Below are 23,038 nucleotides of genomic sequence, written 5' to 3'. Positions count from 1 at the left end.
CACGTCGATCCATACAGGACATGCTCCGGGCACTCCCCCCTGGCGACGTCACGGCACTGAAGCAGCGTGCGCGAAACCCCGTGACGCTGCAGTGGCTGAATGACGCGCAACCCGAGTCCTACAGCCCGCACCGGAGCTTCCGGACACCGACTCGCCCCATGGGCGCTAAAGAACTGCCCCAAGGCACCTTCTCGGAGCATGTCGCCGTGATCCTGCCGCTGTCGGGTCGCTACGCCAATCTGGCCCAGGCCGTGCTGAGTGGGGTGAAGGCATCCCATGAGGCCGTCACATCATCCCAACGCCCGAGACTGAGTGTTTACGACATGGGTGACAGTCCGGAGTCTGCCTGGCAGAAATACCAGAAAGCGGTGGAAGCAGGCGCGGACATCGTGATCGGACCGCTCACCAAGGAGGCTGTGTCGCAACTCACCGATCGACAACCGCTCCCCGTACCCACCCTGGTGTTGAACCAGCCGGAGGGTGACATCGCGGCATCCCGACAGGTCATCCTGTTTTCACTGCAACCTGAACAGGAGGCCGCCCGGGTGGCTGACAGGGCATACGCTCGGGGTCACCGGCGCGCCGCCATCCTTGCCCCGCGATCGTCCCTGTGGGAGCGGCTGGCCAGCGCATTCAGTGAACAGTTCACGCAGCAGGGAGGGCGTGTGGCCTCGGTCCAGCACTTTGTGCCCCAGGCCACGGATTTTCAGGCCGTGCTCGGGAGGATCCTGGCTCAGAACGTGGACATGCTGTTCCTGGTGGCCAGTCCAGAGCAGGCCCGGATGATCCAGCCCCAGTTGCGTTACCTGAGCACCCGACATCCGCCTGTGTATGCCACATCCCACGTTTTCGACCTTGAGGGACGAGCCAGCCAGGACGCGGATCTGGACGGCATCACCTTCCCGGACATGCCCGCCATGCTCGGTCGGTCAGGTGTCCAGGGTCATGCCCGCCTGCTACAACAGGGCAATCCCCTGTGGCCACGGCTGGTGGCCATGGGATTTGATGCCTTTGCCATGATCCCTGAACTCGCCAAGCTGCAGCAGGATCCGCAGGCGAGCCACACCGGTCTGACCGGCCAGCTGCGACTGGATTCGCAGGGGCGCGTGGTGCGCGAACCCCACTGGGCCCATTTTCGCAATGGGCGCCCCATACCCGTCCATGGGCACTGAAACCAACGGCCGTCCTTGGTGAGTGGGCACTCATGTGTCTTATACTCATCCGCAACCCCGCTTGAGTACGCACAAGAAAAACCACAAGGAGCCCCCATGGATCATTCTCTCACGACCGCCACCTGGTTCTGGCTGCTGGTACCCATGTTGCTGCTGGTGCTGTTTTCGCTGGTGAGCCTGATTCTGCACAGTCTGCGAGGGGGCAAGTGATGAATACGGAAGTGGACGTGAATTTCGCCCTGCTGGCGACGCTGGTTGCCTATCTCATCCTGATGGTGCTGGTGGGGATGCTGGCCTACCGGGTCACCACCAACCTCTCCGACTACATCCTGGGTGGACGGCGTCTGGGGGCTGGCACGGCGGCACTGTCTGCCGGGGCCTCGGACATGAGCGGCTGGCTGCTCCTGGGCCTGCCCGGAGCGGTGTATGCGGCAGGCATGAACCAGATCTGGATCGCCGTGGGCCTGACCATCGGCGCCTACCTCAACTGGCAATTCGTGGCCGACCGATTGCGGCGGCTCACCTCCGTGGCGCGGGACTCCATCACCATACCGGCCTATTTCGAGAATCGCTTCCGTGACGACACCTCGGCCCTGCGGGTGGTCTCGGCACTGGTGATCCTGGTGTTCTTCACCTTTTACACCTCGGCGGGCCTGGTGGCAGCGGGCACCCTTTTCGAGGGCACCTTCGACATGGATTACCGGCTGGCGCTGGCGGTGGGCGCGGCCGTGATCCTGGTGTACACCCTGCTGGGAGGATTTCTGGCGGTCAGCTGGACCGACTTCATCCAGGGCATCCTGATGTTCGTGGCCCTGATCCTGGTACCGGTGATCACCGTCATGAACCTGGGTGGCTGGACCGAAACCACCCAGATGGTGGGCGAACTGGAGCCCGGTGCCCTGGATGCCTTCCACAACATCACCCTGTTCGGGATCATCTCCCTGATGGCCTGGGGTCTGGGCTACTTCGGCCAGCCCCATGTACTCACCCGCTTCATGGCCATTCGCAACCCCAAGGACATCCCCCTGGCCCGCTTCATCGGCGTGACCTGGATGGTGGTGGCCCTGTTCGGTGCCATCTTCACCGGCTTTGCCGGTCTGGCCTACTTCGGTGAGACAGGTCTGGATAATCCCGAGACCGTCTTCATCCTGCTCATCCAGACCCTGTTCAACCCCTGGGTGGCGGGCTGTCTGATCGCGGCCGTCCTGGCGGCCATCATGAGCACCATCGACTCCCAGTTGCTGGTTTCCTCCTCGGCCCTGTCGGAAGACTTCTACAAGCGCTTTTTCCGCCCCCAGGCCAGCGACAGCGAACTGGTGTGGATCGGCCGCGGCACGGTGCTGGGCATCGGCGTGCTGGCCACCCTGCTGGCGCTGAACCCGGAGGCAGCGGTGCTCGATCTGGTGGCCTATGCCTGGGCCGGCTTCGGTGCCGCTTTTGGCCCGGTGATCATTCTCTCCGTGTTCTGGCGCGGCATGAACCGTAACGGCGCCCTGGCGGGAATCGTTACCGGCGCGCTCACGGTACTGATCTGGGATCGCTTCGAAGGTGGCCTCTTCGACATGTACGAAATCCTGCCAGGCTTCATCCTGGCCACCCTGGCCATCATCCTGTTCAGCCGTGTGGGCAAGGGGCCCACGGAGGACATGCTCAGGGAGTTCGATCAGGTGCGGGACGAGATGCGGCGGCGCTGATCCAATGGCCGAAGCGAACAGTGCGAGAGCCCGGTTCTCCGGAATGGCCCGGGGGTTGACCGCCCTGGTGGCAGCCATGGGCATCCTGGTGGCCCTGTGGCAGTTGATGTCGGGGCCCGGGGGCCTGCAGATCACCCATGATCGGGTGGACGGCGTGCCCATCACCGTGGTCAGTCCCGCCGCCACCGAGCCCGGCCCGGTAGCGGTCATTGCCCATGGTTTTGCCGGCTCCCGGCAGATGATGCAGCCCTTGGCCATCACCCTTGCTCGCCAGGGTTATCTGGCCATCACACTGGATTTCCCTGGCCACGGGGCCAATGCCGAACCCTTCGTGCCGGACCTGATGGCTATGGAACGGCGCCGCCACTTGCTGGGCGGTGCGCTGGAGCGCGTGGTGGACCACGCCCGCAGCCATCCAGCCGGCGATGGCAGCGTCACCCTGATGGGACATTCCATGGCTGGCGACATCATGCTCCAGCATGGCCAGCAGCACCCAGGGCAAGTGCGCTCCATGGTGCTGATATCCCCCTTCATTGCCGAAGACACCTCCATGGAGGGGCTGGATAACCTGCTGTTCATCTTCGGGGAACTGGAGCCCGAACCCCTGCGGAACACGGCAATGCCGGCTTTCGAGCTTCACGACCCCGCCCGGGTGCAACCCGGCATGACCTATGGCGACTTTGCCAAGGGCGATGCCCGCCGACTGGCCGTGATCGAAGGGGCCGAGCACATGGGCATCATCCAGGCCCGGCAGGCGCTGCTGGAGGCACTGGCCTGGATGGAGGGGGTCACGCCGGCCGATCTGGACGCGCCCTTTGTGGATGCCAGGGGTCCCTGGCTGGGCCTGCTGTTCATGAGCATCATCGCCCTGGCCTGGCCCCTGATGCGCACCCTGCCCCGGGTGGCCCACCCCGCCCGGGGCTCGGATATGCCATGGCGGCGACTCTGGCCAGTGGCGGTGATTCCAGCCGTTCTGACGCCGTTGCTGCTCTGGCAGGTACCGCTGGGCCTGCTGCCACTGCTGCTGTCCGACTATCTGACCATGCATTTTGCGGTCTATGGGCTGCTGACCTGGGCGGGGCTCTGGCTGATGCAGCGCCACCACGGCAATGTCTTCGGGCCCTTCCCGGGCCGCACGGCATGGGGCGCGCTGATCGCGGCGACGATGCTGGCCACGACCTATGGCACCCTGGCCGTGGGGCTGCCCATCCACGCCTTTGTCACGGGCTATCTGCCCATCCCGGAACGCCTGGTGTGGCTGCCGGTGATCTTCCTGGGCACACTGCTGTTCTTCAGTGCCGACGAATGGCTCACCCGGGGAGAGACCGGTACCACCGGCTCCCATATCTTCACCAAACTGCTATTCCTGCTGTCGCTGGTGGGTGCAGTGGCCCTGCGTCTGGATGAACTGTTCTTCCTGATCATCATCTTCCCGGCCATCGCCGCATTCCTGTTGGTTTACGGCCTGCTTGCCCGCTGGATCTTCACGGGAACCGGGCATCCCCTGGTGGGGGCGATCGCCGTGGCCTTCTCCCTGGCCTGGGGCATGAGCGTCACCTTTCCGCTGGTGGGGGACTGACCCTGACGGCCCGTCCCCTGTACCATCACATTCAATGCCAGCCACACAGGGAGTTCCTCGATGCATAAGCGAATCGTCACACTGACCCTGAACCCGGCCGTGGATTCCTCGTGTTCGGCCAACAGGGTGAAGGCTATCCACAAGGTGCGCACCACGAACGAGCGCTATGATCCGGGCGGCGGTGGCATCAACGTGGCGCGGGTGCTCAACGAGCTGGAGGCCGGCAGTTTTGCCGTTTATCTGGCGGGTGGCCGCCCGGGGGACGTTCTGGATGAACTCATCACCCAGGCAGGGGTGATGTCCCATCGGGTACATATCATGGAATCCACACGGATGAGTCATGTGGTGTTCGAGGAAAGCTCGGGGCAGGAATTCCGCTTCACGCCCGAGGGCCCGCAGATCCGGCGCAATGAGTGGCAGGGTGCGCTGGACTTTATCGAAATGCTGGATTTTGACTATGTCGTGGCCAGTGGCAGTCTGCCCCGGGGCGTACCTGAGGATGTCTACGCCCGACTTGCAGCCTCGGTCAAACGGCGCGGTGGCAGACTGGTGCTGGACACCTCGGGGCCGGCTCTGGCAGCGGCCCTGGAGGAAGGTGTGTACATGGCCAAACCCAGCCGGGGCGAATTTGCAGGCCTGATGGGCAAAGACCTGGAAGACCCCAAAGACCTGGAGGAAGCCGCTCGGGAATGTGTGGCTGCCGGGGGCGTGGAACTGCTGGCCATCACCCTCGGGCATGACGGAGCCGTGCTCGCCACCCGTGATGGCATCCACCGCCTCGCCACCCCGGAAGTGACCGCGCGCTCTGCCGTGGGCGCCGGTGATAGCTTCGTGGCAGGCATGACCTTTGGCCTCTCCCGGGGGGAGGATGTCCAGCGTGCCTTCGCTCTGGGTGTGGCCGCAGGCACCGCGACCGTGCTGACATCCGGCACGGAGTTGTGCCACAAATCCGATATCGAACACTTCTGGAGGTTATTGCTCAGCGGCCAGGCATCCACAGCCACCTGAACGACCCGGGCCCTAGGTCAGTTCGTCCACCAGGGCATCCAATGACTGGACATCCAGGGCCAGATAGTCAGCCAGGAAGTCCTGTGTGGCCTCCCAGTCCGCATAGGTCATGCGTGCCGGGTCAACAGCGGTGGTGGCCCGAAGCGCCAGCTTGAGCATGACCAGCAGATCCCGGGCGTCCGGGTGCAGCGTCACCAGCATGTCCAGACGCTGCACCTGATACTGGTGGGCCGTTGCCTGGATGACGCTCGTCGGCGCGCGCCAGCGCTGAGTGATCAGCGCCCCCAGGCGGTCATGACTGACACCATAGCGTCGCTGTTCCTCGTGGATGGCGGAGGGCCACCCCTTCAAATCCGCCTGACGCTCAACGGTTTCGTAGGCCTCACCAAACACACTGCGCAGTGCGGGCACGCCCACCAGATGGAACAGCCCCACAAGATAGGCATCGTCCAACAGATCCGGACGCTTCACCCGACGTGCCGCCGCACCACAGGCTTCGGCCAGGGTGACGCTGGACTTCCAGAATTCGTGCATGCGCGGCAGGTGAGAAAGGGCATTGCGCAGGGCCACGGTACGTGCCACCGAATACACCCGCTGAAGCCCCAACAACATGACCGCCTCACGAATCGAACTGATCTCGCGGCGACGGCGAAACAATGGGGAGTTCACCACCAGCAGGATACCGCCGGAGACACTGACATCCTCCGACACAAGCCTGGCCACCTGTGCCAGATCGCCCTCCTCCTTTTCCACCTCGGCTGCGATGGCACGCAGCACGGTGGGCTGGGACGGAATCATGAGTTGCCCCATAATCCGCTCTTCCTCTTGGGACATGACCAGGTCAGCCATTAATCGTGCATCCTTTGGCTCGGCAAGCGTTTACGAAGCCTAAGCTTAACGCGCTTCAAAAGACGACCATTGTCGGCGCCGGGCCCTTGCAGCGCAACAAGGATAGCGGTTTGTCTGCCTCAGCACTTGCTCGTCCGTCAAAAAAATGACGAAACCTTACGGAAGACGGCCCCCAGCAACGCGGCATGAAAAGTGCATTATCATAAGTCATGAACACATCTCATGAACAATCCCGACGGGAGCGAGGCCAAGAGCACTCCCAGGGCCGCCTGGTTCGTGAGCAGGGCCTGATCACTTCCTGTGCCCTGGACGTGATCCAGACCGTCGCCCAGCAACGGGGAAGGCCCTTGCAGCCCCGGGACCGCATGGCCCTGAAACTGCTCACTCCCCGCAACGCAGCCCTGATGGTCAAGGGAGATAAGCGACACCTGGGATGCAGACAGGTGAGCTTCGAGATCCTGACGGATGACCCGGGCCTGGGGTCTTACCGGCTGGTCCCGGTCGGCGTGCATGTACTCAACCCGGAGACCCAATGGTGGAGTGACGAGTACGGCATCGGCCGTTTCCTATGGAACCTCTATCTGGGCGAGGAACCGGTGGACGGCATGCATCGCATCCTGGAACGTCTCTTCAAGCTGCCTGGCCAGGACCTGGGGCCCGCACAGACCCACATGGAAGTGCTGGGTCAGGAGCACGACATCCAGGCCAGCGTGCGCCCGGATCTGGATCTTTACATCCGCCGTCACAAGGGCAGCATCGAGACCTCCCTGCGCCGCCTGCATCGATCCGGCGGCCTTTGCCGGGCATCGGAACTGGGCCTGGACACCCAAGGACAGGGCCGACTGGCGCTGGTATTTGGCAAAAGCCGGCGCTACGCGGTCAGTTTCGCCGTCGAGAGGGCTTGAACCCGGCGGTCACAAGGGGGCATCATCGCACGCGTCCCCAAGCGCCCTGTCCGCTTCCTTCTTTCACCCATCCAGATTCCTGAATCGAGACCTATGAGCAAAGTCCTGATCATCGGCGCCGGCGGCGTCGGCAGTGTCGTCACCCACAAGTGCGCCCAGCATCCCGAAGTCTTCTCGGAGATCTGCCTGGCCAGCCGCAATGAAGCCAAGTGCCGGGATATCGCCGCCAAGCTGAATCGGCCCATCCAGACCGCTCAGGTGGATGCGGATGATGTGGATGCCCTGGTACGCCTGATCGAATCCTTCAAGCCGGATCTGCTGATCCACGTGGCCCTGCCCTATCAGGACCTCACCATCATGGAGGCGTGCCTGAAGACCGGCGTGCCCTACCTGGATACGGCCAATTACGAGCATCCGGACGAGGCCAGGTTCGAATACAAGGAACAGTGGGCCTTCCAGGACCGCTATGAAAAGGCCGGCCTCATGGCCACCCTGGGCTGCGGTTTCGATCCGGGCATGACCAACATCTACTGCGCCTGGGGGCAGAAGAATCTCTTCGACGAGATCCACCAGATCGACATCCTGGACGCCAACGGCGGCGACCATGGTTACCCCTTTGCCACCAACTTCAACCCGGAAATCAACATCCGTGAGGTCACCGCCAACGGACGTTACTGGGAGAACGGTGAGTGGAAGGAAACCCCGCCCCTGTCGGAAAAGCGGGAGTTTGATTTTGATGAGATCGGTCCCAAGGACATCTATCTGCTGTACCACGAGGAACTGGAATCCCTGGTGCAGAACATTCGCGGCCTCAAACGCATCCGCTTCTGGATGACCTTCTCCCAGCAGTATCTCACTCACCTGAAGGTGCTGGAGAACGTGGGCATGACGGGCATCGAGCCGGTGATGTACGAGGGCAAGGAAGTGATCCCGCTGCAGTTCCTCAAGTCCGTGCTGCCCGATCCGGCCTCCCTGGGGCCACGCACCAAGGGCAAGACCAACATCGGCGTCATCCTGGACGGCATCAAGGATGGCAAGCGCCGCAAGGTGCACATCTACAACATCTGTGATCACGAGGCCTGTTATCGGGAGGTCCAGTCCCAGGCGGTGTCCTACACCACGGGCGTGCCCGCCGTCACCGGGGCCATGCTCATGCTGCAGGGGATCTGGAAAGGTGCCGGGGTGTTCAACGTGGAGCAGATGGATCCTGACCCCTTCATGGAGCGCATCGGCGACATGGGCCTGCCCTGGCAGATGAAGGAACTGGACCCCGACACGGACCCCCTGGGTTGAGCCACACGGTCCGGCCATGAACAACCCATTCGATATCCAGGCCTGCCCCTCACCGGCCTTCGTGGTGGACGACGCCCTGCTGACCCGCAACCTGGAGCTGCTGCGTCAGGTCCAGCAGGACAGCGGGGCCCGCATTCTGCTGGCCCTCAAGGGCTTTGCCATGTGGGATACCTTCCCGCTGGTCAGCCAGTACCTGGTGGGCACCACCGCCAGCGGTCAGGACGAGGCAAGGCTGGGTGCGGAAACCTTTGGCGGTGAGGTGCACTGCTTCTCGCCGGCCTTCTCCGATGCGGAAATGGAGGTGGTGCTGCAGTACGCCGACCACATCAGCTTCAACTCCCCCGGGCAATGGCTGCACCACCGCGAGCGTGTTGCGGCCCACCCCCGTGCCATCTCCTGCGGTCTACGGGTCAATCCCGAGCATTCCGAAGGTACGGTGGCGTTGTATGATCCATGCACACCGGGATCACGCCTGGGTACCCGAGTCCGGGATCTGGAAGGGGTGGATCTCACCGGCCTGGATGGGCTTCATTTTCACACCCTGTGCGAACAGAACAGCGATGCGCTGGAGCGCACCCTGGGGGCCTTCGAGGCCCGCTTCGGGCAATATCTGCCCGGTCTCAAGTGGGTGAACTTCGGCGGGGGACACCATATCACCCGGCCCGATTACGATATCGAGCGCCTGATCAAACTGGTACGCGGTTTTCGGGAGCGTCACAACCGCATTCCTGTGTACCTGGAGCCTGGCGAGGCCATTGCCCTGAACACAGGCTACCTGGTCAGCACCGTACTGGACATCATCGACAATGAAGGCCCCATCGCCATTCTGGACACCTCGGCCACGGCCCACATGCCGGACGTACTGGAAATGCCCTACCGACCCGAGATCATCGGCGCCGGCATGCCCGAGGAAAAGGCCCACACCTACCGCCTGGGAGGCCTCACCTGCCTGGCGGGGGACATGATCGGGGCGTATTCGTTTGATCAGCCCTTGAACATTGGCGATCGCCTGGTCTTCACCGACATGGCTCACTACTCCATGGTGAAGACGAACACCTTCAACGGCATGCGTTTGCCGGCCATCTGCCGGGTGGACGCCGAGACCCGGGAAGTCCGGGTGGTCAGGACCTTTGGATACGAGGCCTACAAGGAGCGCCTGAGTTAGGCGCTGCTGCCCTGGCCGGCCTCACCCAGCACCTCCCTGATCTCGTTCACTTCCAGGGTTTCCCGGTCCAGTAGCGCCTGCGCCAGCTGCTCCAGCATCTGGCGATTTTCTTCCAGGATGCGGCGCGCGCGGGACTCCACCTCGCGAACCAGCTTCTGGACTTCCTCGTCGATCAGGGCCGCCGTGGCCTCGCTGTGCTCCCGTCCCTGGCCCAGTTCCTTGCCCAGGAAGACATGTTCCTGACCCTGGGGGAACGCAGCCGGCCCAATGCGCTCATTCATGCCCCAATGCGCCACCATGCGCCGCGCCAGTTGGGTGGCCTGCCTCAGGTCATTCTCCGCGCCACTGCTCACCTGTTCGAAGACGATGGATTCGGCCAGGCGACCACCGAACATGACTGCCATGCGGTCGTGCAGATAACCCTCGTTGAAGTTGTAGCGCTCCTCATCCGGGACCTGCGCCGTCACCCCCAGGGCCTGCCCCCGGGGAATCACGGTCACCTTCTCCAGGGAATCGGCTTCGGGCAACAGCCACGCCAGCAGCGCATGACCGGATTCATGGTAAGCCACCACCTTGCGCTCCCGGTCCGACAACAGGCTTTCCCGGGCCTCGCCCAGCAGGATGCGATCACGGGCGTCGGAAAAACAGCCCCAGTCCACCCGATCCAGTTCCCGCCGGCCCCCCAGCAGGGCCGCCTCGTTCACCAGATTGGAAAGATCGGCCCCGGAAAACCCGGTGGTACCCGCCGCCAGGCGATCCAGGTCCACATCGTCCGCCAGGGGCACCTTGCGCACATGCACGTCCAGAATCTCCCGCCGCGCCTGCTTGTGCGGACGTTCCAGCGTGATCTTGCGATCGAAGCGCCCCGGTCTCATCAACGCCGCGTCCAGCACATCGGGCCGGTTGGTGGCCGCCAGCACCACCACTGATTCATGCCCCTCGAATCCGTCCATTTCCGAGAGAATCTGGTTCAGGGTCTGCTCGCGCTCGTCGTGGCCGCCCCCCATGCCCGCCCCACGGGAGCGCCCGATGGAATCCAGTTCATCGATGAAGATGACGGCAGGGGCCTGTTCCTTGGCCTGCTTGAACAGATCCCGCACCCGGGAGGCACCCACGCCCACGAACATCTCGATGAATTCGGAACCGCTCAGGGTGAAGAAGGGCACACCGGCCTCGCCCGCCACGGCCTTGGCCATGAGGGTCTTGCCGGTGCCAGGCGGCCCCATCATGAGGATGCCCCGGGGCATGGTGGCCCCCAGTTTGCGAAAACGCGCGGGATCCTTGAGAAAGTCCACCACTTCCATGATGTCCTTCTTGGCATTGTCCGATCCGGCCACATCATCCAGGCGGACATCACTTTCCTCGCTGTGAATCCTGCGTGCCGCGGACTTCCCGATCCCCATGGGTCCCCCAGCGCCACCGCCAGCCATCATGCGCTGCTGGAACCGCTGCGAGGCCCAGAACAACAGGCCCAGCAACAGGATCCACGGGAGGGCACCCAGCAGCACACGTTGCCACCAGGCAGGCTCGACCGGTTGAGCCGTGATATCGACATCGTGATCGTCCAGAAGACCCAGCAGCCGCTGGTCTTCCAGTTCGGGGCGAAGGGTCTCGAAGGTGGCCGGGTCGGACAACTCCCGGTACTGGCGACCGGCCTCACTGAAGTGACCCTGTATGTTCTGGCCGCGCAGGATCACCTCGCTCACGTGCCCGTCGCGAACCGCCTCACGGAACTCGGTATAGGACAGTTCCTTATGATCCAATTCCCGAAGCCCATCGGTGAAATGGAAAAACAGCACGATGGCCAGCGACAGGGCGACAAAGCCCTGCCACTGTCCCCATCCGGAGCCGTTGGATGGCGCCCCCCCGCCCCACAAGGGGGAACGGGGAACTGGCGGGTCACCGGATTCCGATTGCGATGGCGTTCCGGGTTTTCGATCCTTGCGATCTGATCTTGCGATAAACCTACCCTCCGGTCACTTTCAGGCGGCGGGGGACTCCTGCTCGATCCCCTCGAGGCGATCTTCCAACTCCTCGCCGGCGCGGCGCAGGGCCTCCAGGGTCTCGTCATCCGGCTGCCAGTAGTTGCGGTCCGAGGCCTCCAGGAGACGGTTGGCCATCTTCGCGGAGGCCGTGGGGTTGAGCTGGGCCAGTCGTTCGCGCATTTCCGGATCCAGCACAAAGGTCTCGGACAGCTTCTGGTACACCCAGGGCTGAACCTGGCCCGTGGTGGCTGACCAGCCCATGGTATTGGTGATATGCACCTCGATCTGGCGCACTCCCTCGTACCCGTGCTTGAGGGCCCCCTCGTACCACTTGGGATTGAGCATCCGGGTGCGGGTCTCCAGGGAGACCTGCTCGGACAGGGTGCGCACCGTGCCCTCGCCCTTGGTCTGATCGCCGATGTACACCGGGGCGTCCTGACCACCACGGGCCTGGCGCACGGCACGGCTGATGCCACCCAGGGTATCGAAGTAGTTGTCGATGGTGGTCACGCCCAGTTCCACCGAATCCAGGTTCTGATAGGTGAGCTGCACATCCTTGAGCATGCTCTTGAGCAGGGTGTCCTGCTTCATGGGCCGACCACTGCGGCCATAGGCAAAGCCCTTGCGCTGGGTATAGGTGTTGGCCAGTTCGTCCTCGTCGTCCCAGCGGCCATTTTCCACCAGGTTGTTGACGTTGGAGCCGTAGGCCCCATCGGCATTGCCATACACACGCAGGGCGGCCGTCTCCAGATCGCAGCCGTGCTCCTTCATGTATTCCAGGGTGTGGGCACGCACGAAGTTCTGTTCCGGCGGCTCCTCCGCCGACGCGGCCAGGAAGGTGGCCTCGGCCAGCAGTTTGATCTGCAGGGGAAGCAGGTCACGGAAGATGCCGGACAACGTGATCAGCACATCCACCCGGGGCCGACCCAGTTCCTCCAGCGGGATCAGGGTGGCGCCGGCCAGACGACCGTAGTTATCGAAGCGGGGTTTGGCGCCCAGCAGACCCAGGACCTGGCCGATCTGGCTGCCCTCGGTCTTGAGGTTGTCACTGCCCCACAGCACCATGGCCACGGATTCGGGCAGGCCGTTGCCTTCCTCCACATGGCGGGCCAGCAAGCGTTCGGCCTGCATGGCCCCATCCTTCAGCGCAAAGGCACTGGGGATGCGGAAGGGATCGAAGCCGTGGAGGTTACGACCGGTGGGCAGCACGTCGGGCTGACGCATCACGTCCCCCCCAGGGGCAGGCTTGATGAAGCGACCGTCCAGTGCCTTTAGGATACCCTCCAGCTCCGTATCCCGGGACATGAGCTCATTGGAACGGGCCAACTGCTCGAACTGCTCCCGGCGCTCGTTGTCATTCTGGAATCCGGCCTCCTGGAGGGCATCATCCACCGAGCCGGTCTTGACCAGGGTCTCCACCACGGAGCGCTCCAGGCGGGTATCCTGGGAGGCTTCGGCCATGGCCATGAGCATGTCGATACGCTCGTCCTCGCCCAGGGGGGTGCCCACCACGTGCAGCCCGTAGGGGATCAGGGTGTATTCCAGTTCCAGGATCTCCTCGCCCAGCTTGCGCACCCGTTCCTCGGCCTCCCCGCCGGGCACATCCCAGAGGGGCTCGGGTTTGGCCAGTTCCAGCTCGGCGGCCTGGGACTGGATCAGTTCGGCCAGTTCTCCACGCTCATGCTCCTGAGAAGGCTCGAGACCGCGCCAGCGATCAATGGAACTCTTCAGGTCCAGCAATCCACGATACAGGCCCGCATGGGACACGGGCGGCGTCAGGTAGCTGATCAGGGTGGCGCCGGAGCGACGCTTGGCGATGGCACCCTCCGAGGGGTTGTTGGAGGCATACAGGTACATGTTCGGGATATCGCCAATGAGGCGATCAGGCCAGCAGGCCCCGGACATGCCCACCTGCTTGCCGGGCATGAACTCCAGGGCCCCGTGGGTGCCGAAATGCAGCACGGCATGGGCCTTGAAGTCCTCGCGCAGGTAACGGTAGAAGGCCGAGAAGGCATGAGTGGGCGCAAAACCGCGCTCAAACAGCAGGCGCATGGGGTCACCTTCGTAGCCAAAGGAGGGCTGCACCATCACCAGCACATTGCCGAACTGTTTGCCCAACACGAAGATCGAGCTGCCATTGGTCAGCACCTTGCCCGGTGCCGGCCCCCACTGCCCCTCGATCTGCTTGAGCCAGCGCTCGCGGCGCACGTGATCCTCGGCGGGGATCATGGTGTGCACGTTGGCATCGGCACCATACTGATCCTTGTTGCCATGGATGATGCTGTCGCGCAGTTCATCCACGCTGTCGGGCACCTCCACCTGATACCCCTCTTCCTTCATCTTCTTCAGGGTATTGAGCAGGGACTCGAACACGCCCAGGTAGGCGGCGGTGCCGGTATTACCGGCGTTGGGCGGATAGTTGAACAGGACAATGGCCACCTTGCGCTCGGCCCGCTCGGCGCGCCGCAGTTCCACCAGGCGCCGCACGCGGGAGACCAGCATGCCGGTGCGCTCCGGACAGGTGAACATGTCCTGGGTATTCTCGGAATCGGTGAACTTGCAATGGCGTTCGCAACCGGCGCAGATGGCACCTTCCGGGCCTGGGCGTCCGCCGTACACCATGGGGGCGATGCAGCCGTCCAGCTCCGGAATGGCCACCATGATGGTGCTCTCCACGGGCAGCAGGCCACGTTCGGAGTTGCCCCATTGATCCAGGGTCTGGAATTCCACCGGATGGGCGGCGATATAGGGCACATCCAGCTTGGAGAGGATTTCCTGCGCGGCATTGGCATCGTTGTAGGCCGGGCCACCCACCAGCGAGAATCCGGTCAGGGAGACCACGGCATCCACCGTGGGTCGACCGTCTTCCATGAAGAACTGCTCGATGGCAGGGCGCGAATCCAGGCCCGAGGCGAACGCCGGCACCACCTGCAAGCCGGCCTCTTCCAACCCACGGATCACCGGGTCGTAATGCCCGGAGTTGCCGGCCAGTACGTAGGAACGCAGCAGCAGCACGCCCACACGCCCCTTGGGGCCGCGCTCGGACAACCGGCCCGGCAAATCCTGGAGGCGATCCGAGAGACGCTTTTTCATGTCCGGGTGGTATACACCCACCTCGGGGTATTCCGCCGGGGACGCGATGGTGAGCTTGCCCCGCAGGCTGCGACGCGGACCATCGGCATAGCGATCCACGAGGAAGCGGATCATGTTGGCCATGTTCTCTTCCGAGCCACCCAGCCAGTACTGCAGGGTGATGAAGTAAGCGCGCACGTCCTGGGCCGTGCCCGGGATGAACCGTAGCAGCTGAGGAATACGGCGCAGCATCTTCATCTGCTGGGCGCCAGCGCTGGCCTTGGAATCCCCTTCCTTCTTGCCCCGCAGTCGCTTGAGCAAGGACATGGGGCCACTGCTGGGCTTGGACATGTCGAAGCTGCCCATGCGGGTCAGCTTGGTCACATCGCCGGCAGACATGGCACACACCATGGCATCGCAGTCGTCACGACGCGCCTGCAGGTCCGGCAGGATCTGCTGAAACTGGTCCTCCAGGAACAGCATGGTGGTGATGATGATGTCGGCCTTGGCCACATCGGCCTTGCACTGCTCCAGGGCCTCTTCATCCGCGGCCCACTCGGAGGCAGCATGAAGCGAGAACTTCAACCCTGGCAACTCGTGCCTGAGCTCGGCGCGAGCACGGTCGGCGGCGCTGGCCAGATGGGTGTCCATGGTCACGATCACTACCCGTACAGGGGTTTGATCGGCTGCTGACGAGGGCTTGGATGCCATAGATTCAGGTGCCTGTCGACTTGTGTTTTTTCGGGCGCGGATCTGGATTCACCCTTGGGATGCGTGTCAAATTAGATCGACCCGCTGCGGGTGTCAACCAAGGTGGACATTCAGCACGCACATCCGGGCACTGATCGTGCTTGATACCCGGACACTCCCCAAAAATCCCAACCGCCGTAGCCGCACATTATAGTGTGTCGCGGCCTGGAGGTAAGTCTTGAAAGGATTGACCCGTACATTTCTCGCCGGCCTCGCCGCCATCCTGCCCATCGTCGTCACCCTCGCCCTGGTGCTCTGGCTGAGCAACACCCTGGAGCAGGGGCTCGGCACCCTACTCAAGGCCATTTTGCCGGATGTGCTCTACTTCCCCGGCATGGGCCTGCTCACGGGCATCGCCCTGATCTTCGCCCTGGGCGTGCTGCTCCGGGTGTACCTGGTTCAGGGGATCTTTCGCTGGGTGGAGGGGTGGATGGAGCGCATCCCCGTGGTGAAGACCATCCACGGCGTGGTGCGCGACGTCACCCGGCTCTTTTCCGGTGACATTCACGAACGCTTCGGTGAAGCCGTGATGGTCACCCTGCCCGGCATGGACGCCCGTCTGGTGGGGTTCGTCACCCGCAGTGACTTCGAGGGCCTGCCGGACACCCTGGGCAAGCAGGGCACCATCGCGGTGTATCTGCCCATGAGCTATCAGATTGGCGGCTACACGCTGATGCTGCCCCGCGATCGGGTGGAGCCGCTGGATCTGTCCCTGGAGGACGCCATGCGTTACACCCTGACGGCGGGCGTGTCGGCGCGGCGCGACGAGTGACCGGCAGCCCGGCCGTCTGCAAGGCCATGCGGGCGGACCCTCGGTCCGCCCGCGAGCATCGCGACCACCAGGCTATCGCAGGTTGCCCTGCCCCCATTGTTCCATCACGCGCAGCAGGGATACCCCGAACCCTTCAGCCAGGCGCGAGAACAGATCCTGCTTACGGGTGAAATCGACGATATTGGGCTCGCCAATCACCTCGCGGGCCACGTAGCCGGCACTGCCCAGGCCATCCACCAGACCCATTTCCAGGCTCTGTTCCCCGGTCCAGACCAGACCGGTGAAGAGATCAGGATCATTGCCCAGGCGATCCCCACGGCCGGCCTTGACCGTTTCCACGAACTGGGCATGAATGCCGTCCAGCATGGCCTGCAGGTGAGCCTTCTCCTCCTCGTTCACCGGCAGGAAGGGATCCATCAGGCCCTTGTTGCCACCAGCGGTGAGCAGACGTCGCTCGATGCCCAGACGTTCGATGGCCTCATCAAAGCCGAAACTGTCCAGGCGAACACCGATGGAACCCACGATACTGGCCTTGTCGGCATAGATGTAATCAGCGGCGGCGGCAATGTAGTAGCCACCCGAGGCTCCCACGTCGGCAATGACGGCATAGACAGGGATGTCCGGGTGTTCCTCCCGAAGATGACCGATGGCGTCATTGATGTAGCCAGCCTGCACCGGACTGCCCCCGGGGCTGTTGATGCGGATGATCACCGCCTGGGTACGACTGTTCTCGAAGGCCGCCTTGAGGGAACTCACCACCAGGTCGGCACTGGCGGCGCTGCCCTCGCTGATGATCCCCTGCACGTCCACCAGGGCCGTGTGACTGGCCTTGCGCTCGGCATCCCGCGCGGACATGCCGTCCATGAACATGAACAGCAGAAAGAAAAGGTAGAGAAAGCCCAGGGTCTTGAAAAAGATGCCCCAGCGCCGGGTGGCACGTCGCTCCTTGATGCCTGCCAGGGCAATCTCCCGCAGGGCCTCCCGCTCCCAGTTTTCGGGAGCCGGATCCGTTTTGCGCTGGCTGGCGGTTTCGTTTTCTTCACTCATATGGGTTCCTTGCTCAGTGGTTGATCTAGCGCCCGGCCCTCCCGCAACCACGCCGGCAACTGGCCCACCCCGTTCAGCACGGCCCTGGGCTGATGCAGCCACAGTTCCCGGGCATCATGCACGCCCGAGGTCACCCCCAGTCCTTGCGTGCGTGCATTGACCGCCATGAGCAGATCCAGATTGCTGTCGCCGATCATCAAGGCATCGGAGGGCGCCACGCCCAGTTCATCCAGGAGGGATTCCAGCATCTGGGGATGGGGTTTGGAGAAGCTCTCGTCGGCGCAGCGGGTGGCCAGAAACCGTTTTTCCAGACGGGTATCCTTCAACACCCGGTCAAGCCCCGCCCGGGACTTGCCGGTCGCGATGGCCAGCCAGTAACCCTGCTCCGCCAGGTCGTCCAGCAGGTCGGTCACGCCAGGGAAGAGTGGCGCGGGAGTATTGTCCGTGTGGAGAAAGCGCTCCCGATAAGCGGCCGTGAAGTCCCGGATCAGCGCATCATCCGCCTGTGGGTACAGGTCGACGATGGCCTCGCGCATGCCCAGGCCAATGACATGACGCAATTCATCCGGTGGCCGCGTCTCCAGTTTCAGGGCAGAGATGGAACCTTGAAGGCAGGCGATGATGCGCCCGATGGAATCCATGAGGGTTCCATCCCAGTCGAAGATGAGCAATTGATAGGGATTGGCCATGATGATGTCGGTTTGTCGTCGATAAAGCCAAAATCAGCGGGGTTCCAGCCTCTCCAGAACCCTCTCCAGGGCGGGATCCAGCGGCGCCAACACGTTGTATGCACGACCCTGGGTAGGCAGCATGAACTGCAAGGAGGCGGCATGAAGAAACTGTCTCTTGAGGCCCAGACGCTTCATCCGCCGATTGAATTCGAAATCACCGTAATGCCGATCACCCGCCACGGGATGCCCTTCGTGAGCAGCATGGACCCGGATCTGGTGGGTGCGGCCCGTGCCGATCTGCACATCCATGAGCGTGGCCTCGGCAAACACCTGACGCGGCGTGAAGAAGCTATCCGCATCCTGCCCCTCCTCATCCACCTGCACCAGGCGCACCTCGCCACGACGATCCGTGCGCGACAGGCTCTGGGCAACGCGGCGGGGTCCGCCCTGCCAGCGACCCGCCACCAGGGCGCAGTAGACCTTATCGACCCTGCCATCGCGCAACAGTTCATGAAAGGCCAGCAGGGCTGGACGATTGCGTGCCAGCACCAGGCAACCGCTGGTCTCCCGATCCAGGCGATGGGCCAGTTCCAGGAAACCCGATTCGGGCCTGAGCCGCCGCAAGCCCTCGATGACGCCCACCGGCACGCCACTGCCTCCATGCACCGGCAGGCCCGCTGGCTTGTTCAGAATGAGCAGGTCATCGTCTTCCAGCAACACGGCGTCGGCGAGGGTTCGCGCCAGGCCTTCGGGCAGTGGCAGTTCCTCCAGTTTTTTCTCACCGCGAGTCACCGGCGGGATGCGCACCACATCGCCCACACAGAGGCGTTGATCCGGTTTGCAGCGACCCTTGTTGACCCGCACCTCCCCCTTGCGCAGCAAACGATAGATGCGGCTGCGGGGCACGCCCTTCAATCGACGCATGAGAAAGTTGTCCACGCGCTGGCCGTCCTCGTCCCGGGTAACCTGGACATGGGCAACCCGCGAGGCGGGGCTTTGAGGTGTTTCTGGCATGCGCGGATAATAACAGGTCATTCAAAGGTTTGATGCTCTTTTGCAACATTGGTACTATACCGTGTCGCGCTGGGTTGACTCGGCATGATACGGGATCGGCCCGGCAGTGCCTGCTGCCCACCCGAATCGCCCCACCCCGCGACTCAACAGAACACCACCGGGAGACGCCTGCCAACGGCAAGTCACGTTTCCCCTCAACGGACAATCGCTCACGAAACGCCAACTCAATTTGATGATTCTGAGCGGATTTTTGGACAACTTTGCCCCCACGCCCCGGCGCGATTCCCGCGCGGGCGTTGTGTTCCCATGGTTGTGCGCGTGGGCGCTGCTGTTCAGCGCCGTGCGACCACCCCATGCGGCACCGCCGACGCCGGGTCACCGCCCGGGCGTAGCTGGGCCACGCACTCGAGACACACTTCATGAAACGAATTCTTGTCAATGCCACGCAGCCCGAAGAGCTGCGTGTGGCCATGGTGGACGGCCAGAAACTCTTCGATCTGGACATCGAACTCCCTTCCCGGGAACAGAAAAAGGCCAACGTCTACAAGGGGGTCATCACCCGGGTTGAACCCAGTCTTGAGGCCGCCTTCATCAATTACGGCGCCGATCGCCATGGGTTCCTGCCCTTCAAGGAGATTGCCCGCAGCTACCTCCCTCAAGGTGAAGATGGCGATGCCTCGCCCAAGACCGGCCTCAAGGAGGGCATGGAGCTCATCGTTCAGGTGGAGAAGGAGGAGCGCGGCACCAAGGGTGCGGCCCTGACCACCTTCGTCAGTCTGGCCGGACGCTACCTGGTCCTGATGCCCAACAACCCCCGCGCCGGGGGCGTCTCCCGCCGAATTGAAGGCGAGGAGCGCAGCGAGATCCGAGAATCCCTGGCGCAACTGGAGGTCCCCCAGGGCATGGGCCTCATTGCCCGCACGGCCGGGGTGGGTCGCAGCGTCGAGGAACTCCAGTGGGACCTGGAATACCTCAAGACCCTCTGGACCTCCATCGATGAGGCCGCCCAGAGCAACAAGGGCCCCTTCCTGATCTACCAGGAGAGCAATGTCATCATCCGCACCCTGCGGGATCACATGCGCAACGACATCGCCGAGATCGTCATCGACGACCCCAAGGTGTACACCCAGGCCCAGGACTTCATGCAGCAGGTGATGCCCAATAACCTGCGCAAGCTCAAGCTCTACGAGGACCATGTCCCACTGTTCAACCGCTATCAGATCGAGAGCCAGATCGAAGCGGCCTTCCAGCGCGATGTCACCCTGCCCTCCGGCGGTGCAATCGTCATCGATCACACGGAAGCATTGATCTCCATCGACGTGAACTCCGCCCGGGCCACCAAAGGTAGCGACATCGAAGAAACCGCCCTGAACACCAACCTGGAGGCCGCCGAGGAGATCGCTCGGCAACTGCGCCTGCGGGATCTGGGCGGCCTGATCGTCATCGACTTCATCGACATGGCCCCCAACAAGAACCAGCGGGAAGTGGAAAACCGGCTGCGTTCAGCCCTGGAAATGGATCGCGCTCGTGTGCAGGTGGGGCGGATTTCCCGCTTCGGCCTGCTGGAGATGTCCCGCCAGCGCCTGCGCCCCTCCCTGGGCGAGTCCAGTCAGAACGTCTGCCCCCGCTGCAACGGCCACGGCCATATCCGCAGCGTGGAATCCCTCTCCCTCTCGGTGCTGCGACTGGTGGAGGAAGAGGCCATGAAGGAAAAGACCAGCCGGGTACTTGCGCACCTGCCCGTGGATGTATCCACGTTCCTGCTCAATGAAAAGCGCCAGGTGATCTCCACCATCGAATCCCGCTATCACGTGGACATCACCCTCGTTCCCAGCCCCAACCTCCTTACGCCCCATTTCACCGTACGCCGCATGCGTGACGACGAATCCGCCGACGAGATCGGCGACAAGAGCAGTTATCAACTGCTCACGGAGGAGGAGCCGGAACTGGTCAACCAGCCACGGGCGGCGCGTCTGGAAAAGGCCCTGGTACAGACGATCTCGCCCTCCACACCAGCTCCGACCGCAGCGCCGGCACAGGCCGAGGCGGCACCCGAGCAGAAAAAACCCGTCTCTCCCGTGTCCCTCCCTGGCCTTTTCAACCGCATCTGGACCAGCCTCTTCTCCAATGGCGGGCAAAGACCCGAGTCCCGCAGCGTCGATGGCGACAGCGGCACCTCCCGCCCTTCCCAGCGTACCGCGTCATCCGGGCAAGGTACCCGCAGTGGGGGCGCTCAGCGGCCCGCGCGCACCCGCAACGTGGCCCCCGGCGGCCCACAGCGCCGCGAGCGTTCGCAAGCGGATAAGGACAAGGAAGGCGGCAACGGTAACCGCGGTAATCGCACACGCCGCGGCGGTGGTCGCACGCGCCGAGGTGGACGCGACGGCAACGAGAACCCGAGCGAGGACAAGAACCAGAGCCGCAACACTCAGCCCAATGTTGCAGAGGAAACAACTCAGCCCAAGCCCGCGGAAACCGGCAAGAGCTCTCAGGCGAGCGCCACCAAGGGCGGTCAGGAAGGCCAGAAGGAAGACACCCGGAGTCGCGATAAAGAAGCCGACACCCCCAAGGTGCAACCCGAGACTCGCAGCAACGAGGTGGACGAGGCACAGGCTGAGGCATCAACAGGCGAGGCCACTCAGCCGCAAGGCAACGATCAGCCGCAGGAGCAGGAAGGGTCCAGCGGGGGCGGCCGCAGTGGTAGTGGTCGTAGCCGGGGTCGTCGCGGAGGGCGTCGCCGTCGTCGGAGCAGCGCCGGTAACACCGAGGGTCGTCAGGACGATAACGATCGCAACTCGCAAGCTGAAGGCGAATCCGACGAAGCGTCATCCGGCGTGGAACGGACCCCCAGGAAAAGGGGCTCCGACAAGCGCGAGCGCACCGAAGAGCCACAGGACAAGCCAGCTGCAAACAAGGCCCAGGCAAAGACGCCAGACGAGGCCCCAGTGAATGACCAGGCTCAACAGGCCCCTGCCCCTGCCAAGGCCAAAACGGGCGCCGAGGATACACAGGAGGTGGCGAAGCTGACCCATGAGGAGTCCGTACCCCACTCCCGCTCATTGCAAAAGCGGGATGAAGACACGAGTTCCAGGCGCAAGGCCGATACCGCCGACACCTCCCCCTCGACGTCCAGCGGGGGTGACTCTGAAGAAAAGCCGGAAACCGCCAGCCCTGAGGGGCAGGAAAAGAGCGGGCCGTCCAGGCGTACCCGCGGTGGCCGGAGAAGTTCGGGACGCAGCGACCGCAATGAGGAAAGCCAGGGTTCTGGCGGCGGTGAGCGCCGGGTGTCGCGGGAGGAGATGGAAAAGCTCCAGGCCGTGGCCAAGCAGGCCACCTCCAGCCCGGATGAATCACGGGAACAGTCCGATCAGCCCTCCACCGAGGGCGCGCCGGACTCACAGAAGTCAGGTCAGTAAGACCGTGCGGGGATGGGTCTTGACGGCCCATCCCATCTACACCGACAGATCCCCGACCTCAGAAACCATGCTCGCGGCGTATCTGTTCAAGCAGACCCCGCGACGCATCCTCCACCATATCCAGCACGCGTTCAAAGCCGTTGGTGCCCCCATAGTAGGGATCGGGCACCTCCTTCTCCGACCAGGCCCGCGCGTGCTCCATCATCAGTCCCAACTGGCCCATCGGGGTCGATTTCATCAGGGCACGAATGTTGGCGAGATTCTCACGGTCCATGGCCAGCACGTAGTGAAAACGCTGCAGATCTCCCGGTTCCAACCGTCGGGCCCGTTGTCCACTCAGATCAATCCCACGGTTCATGGCCGCCTTGCGCGCCCGATCATCCGGCGGTTTCCCCACGTGATAGGCATGGGTGCCGGCCGAGTCCACGTGAATCCGATCCGTCAATCCCTGTTCTGCCAACAGATGCTCGAACACCCCCTGAGCCGTCGGTGAGCGGCAGATATTGCCCAGGCACACGAACAGCACACCCACCCTGGAGCTGCTGCCACCCTGTTCGGATTCTGACTGCAATACGCGTTGAAACCATCTCATAGGTCGATCTTCTTTGCCGATTAATCTTCAGTGAATGCCGGGATGAAACCATCC

16 protein-coding genes are annotated in these 23,038 nt (G+C 63.3%); 9 read left to right on the top strand and 7 right to left on the bottom strand.

What is annotated here, in order from left to right:
- The first annotated feature begins 20 nt into the window (after positions 1-20).
- The 4 genes from ECTHA_RS19565 to ECTHA_RS0111970 all read left to right on the top strand — a co-directional run bounded on the left by ECTHA_RS19565 (position 21) and on the right by ECTHA_RS0111970 (position 5,453).
- The gene (locus tag ECTHA_RS19565) at positions 21-1,172 is read left to right on the top strand and encodes a penicillin-binding protein activator (protein WP_338042726.1); all 1,152 of its coding nucleotides are present in this window, start codon (positions 21-23) and stop codon (positions 1,170-1,172) included.
- 209 nt (positions 1,173-1,381) lie between these two features.
- Positions 1,382-2,866, top strand: coding sequence for a sodium/proline symporter PutP (gene putP / locus ECTHA_RS0111980; protein ID WP_084306957.1), 1,485 nt, complete (start codon positions 1,382-1,384; stop codon positions 2,864-2,866).
- 4 nt (positions 2,867-2,870) lie between these two features.
- A complete protein-coding gene (locus ECTHA_RS0111975) occupies positions 2,871-4,445 on the top strand; it encodes an alpha/beta hydrolase (RefSeq protein ID WP_025281259.1) in 1,575 nt (524 codons plus the stop codon).
- Positions 4,446-4,505: 60 nt separating this feature from the next.
- The gene (locus tag ECTHA_RS0111970; protein ID WP_025281258.1) at positions 4,506-5,453 is read left to right on the top strand and encodes a 1-phosphofructokinase family hexose kinase; all 948 of its coding nucleotides are present in this window, start codon (positions 4,506-4,508) and stop codon (positions 5,451-5,453) included.
- Positions 5,454-5,465: 12 nt separating this feature from the next.
- On the opposite strand, the gene ECTHA_RS0111965 is transcribed toward ECTHA_RS0111970, so the two are convergent.
- A complete protein-coding gene (locus ECTHA_RS0111965) occupies positions 5,466-6,302 on the bottom strand; it encodes an HDOD domain-containing protein (RefSeq protein WP_025281257.1) in 837 nt (278 codons plus the stop codon).
- 209 nt (positions 6,303-6,511) lie between these two features.
- On the opposite strand from ECTHA_RS0111965, the gene ECTHA_RS18135 reads away from it, so the two are divergent.
- From ECTHA_RS18135 to nspC, 3 genes are all read left to right on the top strand, one after another.
- Positions 6,512-7,207, top strand: a complete 696-nt coding sequence (locus ECTHA_RS18135; RefSeq protein ID WP_025281256.1) for a hypothetical protein — start codon at positions 6,512-6,514, stop codon at positions 7,205-7,207.
- A gap of 93 nt (positions 7,208-7,300) precedes the next feature.
- Entirely contained in the window at positions 7,301-8,500 is a 1,200-nt protein-coding gene (locus ECTHA_RS0111955; RefSeq protein WP_025281255.1) for a saccharopine dehydrogenase family protein, read from the top strand.
- 16 nt (positions 8,501-8,516) lie between these two features.
- The gene (gene nspC, locus ECTHA_RS0111950; RefSeq protein WP_025281254.1) at positions 8,517-9,665 is read left to right on the top strand and encodes a carboxynorspermidine decarboxylase; all 1,149 of its coding nucleotides are present in this window, start codon (positions 8,517-8,519) and stop codon (positions 9,663-9,665) included.
- Here nspC and ftsH read toward each other — a convergent pair.
- Both ftsH and ECTHA_RS0111940 read right to left on the bottom strand, forming a co-directional pair.
- Positions 9,662-11,626, bottom strand: coding sequence for an ATP-dependent zinc metalloprotease FtsH (ftsH, locus tag ECTHA_RS0111945; protein ID WP_026623764.1), 1,965 nt, complete (start codon positions 11,624-11,626; stop codon positions 9,662-9,664). The genes nspC and ftsH overlap by 4 nt on opposite strands.
- A gap of 21 nt (positions 11,627-11,647) precedes the next feature.
- A complete protein-coding gene (locus ECTHA_RS0111940; RefSeq protein WP_025281252.1) occupies positions 11,648-15,433 on the bottom strand; it encodes a magnesium chelatase subunit H in 3,786 nt (1,261 codons plus the stop codon).
- A 217-nt stretch (positions 15,434-15,650) separates the two neighbouring features.
- Between ECTHA_RS0111940 and ECTHA_RS0111935 the strand changes: the two genes are divergently transcribed.
- On the top strand, positions 15,651-16,244 hold the full coding sequence (locus ECTHA_RS0111935; protein ID WP_025281251.1) for a DUF502 domain-containing protein: 594 nt from the start codon (positions 15,651-15,653) through the stop codon (positions 16,242-16,244).
- Positions 16,245-16,316: 72 nt separating this feature from the next.
- Here the strand turns inward: ECTHA_RS0111935 and ECTHA_RS0111930 are convergent, their stop codons facing one another.
- The 3 genes from ECTHA_RS0111930 to ECTHA_RS0111920 are packed head-to-tail and all read right to left on the bottom strand — an operon-like array spanning position 16,317 to position 18,976.
- On the bottom strand, positions 16,317-17,291 hold the full coding sequence (locus tag ECTHA_RS0111930; RefSeq protein WP_025281250.1) for a S49 family peptidase: 975 nt from the start codon (positions 17,289-17,291) through the stop codon (positions 16,317-16,319).
- Positions 17,288-17,980, bottom strand: coding sequence for an HAD-IA family hydrolase (locus ECTHA_RS18130; RefSeq protein ID WP_035369595.1), 693 nt, complete (start codon positions 17,978-17,980; stop codon positions 17,288-17,290). The genes ECTHA_RS0111930 and ECTHA_RS18130 overlap by 4 nt, the downstream gene beginning before the upstream one ends.
- 33 nt (positions 17,981-18,013) lie before the next feature.
- Positions 18,014-18,976: an RluA family pseudouridine synthase gene (locus ECTHA_RS0111920; RefSeq protein WP_026623763.1), complete on the bottom strand. Its 963-nt coding sequence runs from the start codon at positions 18,974-18,976 to the stop codon at positions 18,014-18,016.
- Between the two features lie 419 nt (positions 18,977-19,395).
- Here ECTHA_RS0111920 and ECTHA_RS18125 point away from each other — a divergent pair, with 419 nt between their 5' ends.
- Positions 19,396-22,392, top strand: coding sequence for an Rne/Rng family ribonuclease (locus tag ECTHA_RS18125; protein WP_025281248.1), 2,997 nt, complete (start codon positions 19,396-19,398; stop codon positions 22,390-22,392).
- A 58-nt stretch (positions 22,393-22,450) separates the two neighbouring features.
- On the opposite strand, the gene ECTHA_RS0111910 is transcribed toward ECTHA_RS18125, so the two are convergent.
- A complete protein-coding gene (locus ECTHA_RS0111910; protein ID WP_051582645.1) occupies positions 22,451-22,984 on the bottom strand; it encodes a low molecular weight protein-tyrosine-phosphatase in 534 nt (177 codons plus the stop codon).
- Between the last annotated feature and the right edge of the window lie 54 nt (positions 22,985-23,038).

Origin of the sequence: Ectothiorhodospira haloalkaliphila ATCC 51935, assembly GCF_000633935.1 — a bacterium.
GTDB lineage: Bacteria > Pseudomonadota > Gammaproteobacteria > Ectothiorhodospirales > Ectothiorhodospiraceae > Ectothiorhodospira > Ectothiorhodospira haloalkaliphila.
Note: the sequence above shows the minus strand (reverse complement) of the source record. Positions and strands in the feature narration are given on the sequence as shown.

Excerpts from the sequence above, each read along its gene's own strand:
- ECTHA_RS18125 (WP_025281248.1), top strand. The coding sequence starts at position 19,396 with ATGAAACGAATTCTTGTCAATGCCACGCAGCCCGAAGAGCTGCGTGTG.
- ECTHA_RS0111940 (WP_025281252.1), bottom strand. The coding sequence starts at position 15,433 with ATGGCATCCAAGCCCTCGTCAGCAGCCGATCAAACCCCTGTACGGGTA.
- ECTHA_RS0111970 (WP_025281258.1), top strand. The coding sequence starts at position 4,506 with ATGCATAAGCGAATCGTCACACTGACCCTGAACCCGGCCGTGGATTCC.
- putP (WP_084306957.1), top strand. The coding sequence starts at position 1,382 with ATGAATACGGAAGTGGACGTGAATTTCGCCCTGCTGGCGACGCTGGTT.
- ECTHA_RS0111930 (WP_025281250.1), bottom strand. The coding sequence starts at position 17,291 with ATGAGTGAAGAAAACGAAACCGCCAGCCAGCGCAAAACGGATCCGGCT.
- ECTHA_RS0111920 (WP_026623763.1), bottom strand. The coding sequence starts at position 18,976 with ATGCCAGAAACACCTCAAAGCCCCGCCTCGCGGGTTGCCCATGTCCAG.
- ECTHA_RS0111955 (WP_025281255.1), top strand. The coding sequence starts at position 7,301 with ATGAGCAAAGTCCTGATCATCGGCGCCGGCGGCGTCGGCAGTGTCGTC.
- ECTHA_RS0111910 (WP_051582645.1), bottom strand. The coding sequence starts at position 22,984 with ATGAGATGGTTTCAACGCGTATTGCAGTCAGAATCCGAACAGGGTGGC.
- nspC (WP_025281254.1), top strand. The coding sequence starts at position 8,517 with ATGAACAACCCATTCGATATCCAGGCCTGCCCCTCACCGGCCTTCGTG.
- ECTHA_RS18135 (WP_025281256.1), top strand. The coding sequence starts at position 6,512 with ATGAACACATCTCATGAACAATCCCGACGGGAGCGAGGCCAAGAGCAC.
- ECTHA_RS18130 (WP_035369595.1), bottom strand. The coding sequence starts at position 17,980 with ATGGCCAATCCCTATCAATTGCTCATCTTCGACTGGGATGGAACCCTC.
- ECTHA_RS19565 (WP_338042726.1), top strand. The coding sequence starts at position 21 with ATGCTCCGGGCACTCCCCCCTGGCGACGTCACGGCACTGAAGCAGCGT.
- ECTHA_RS0111965 (WP_025281257.1), bottom strand. The coding sequence starts at position 6,302 with ATGGCTGACCTGGTCATGTCCCAAGAGGAAGAGCGGATTATGGGGCAA.
- ECTHA_RS0111975 (WP_025281259.1), top strand. The coding sequence starts at position 2,871 with ATGGCCGAAGCGAACAGTGCGAGAGCCCGGTTCTCCGGAATGGCCCGG.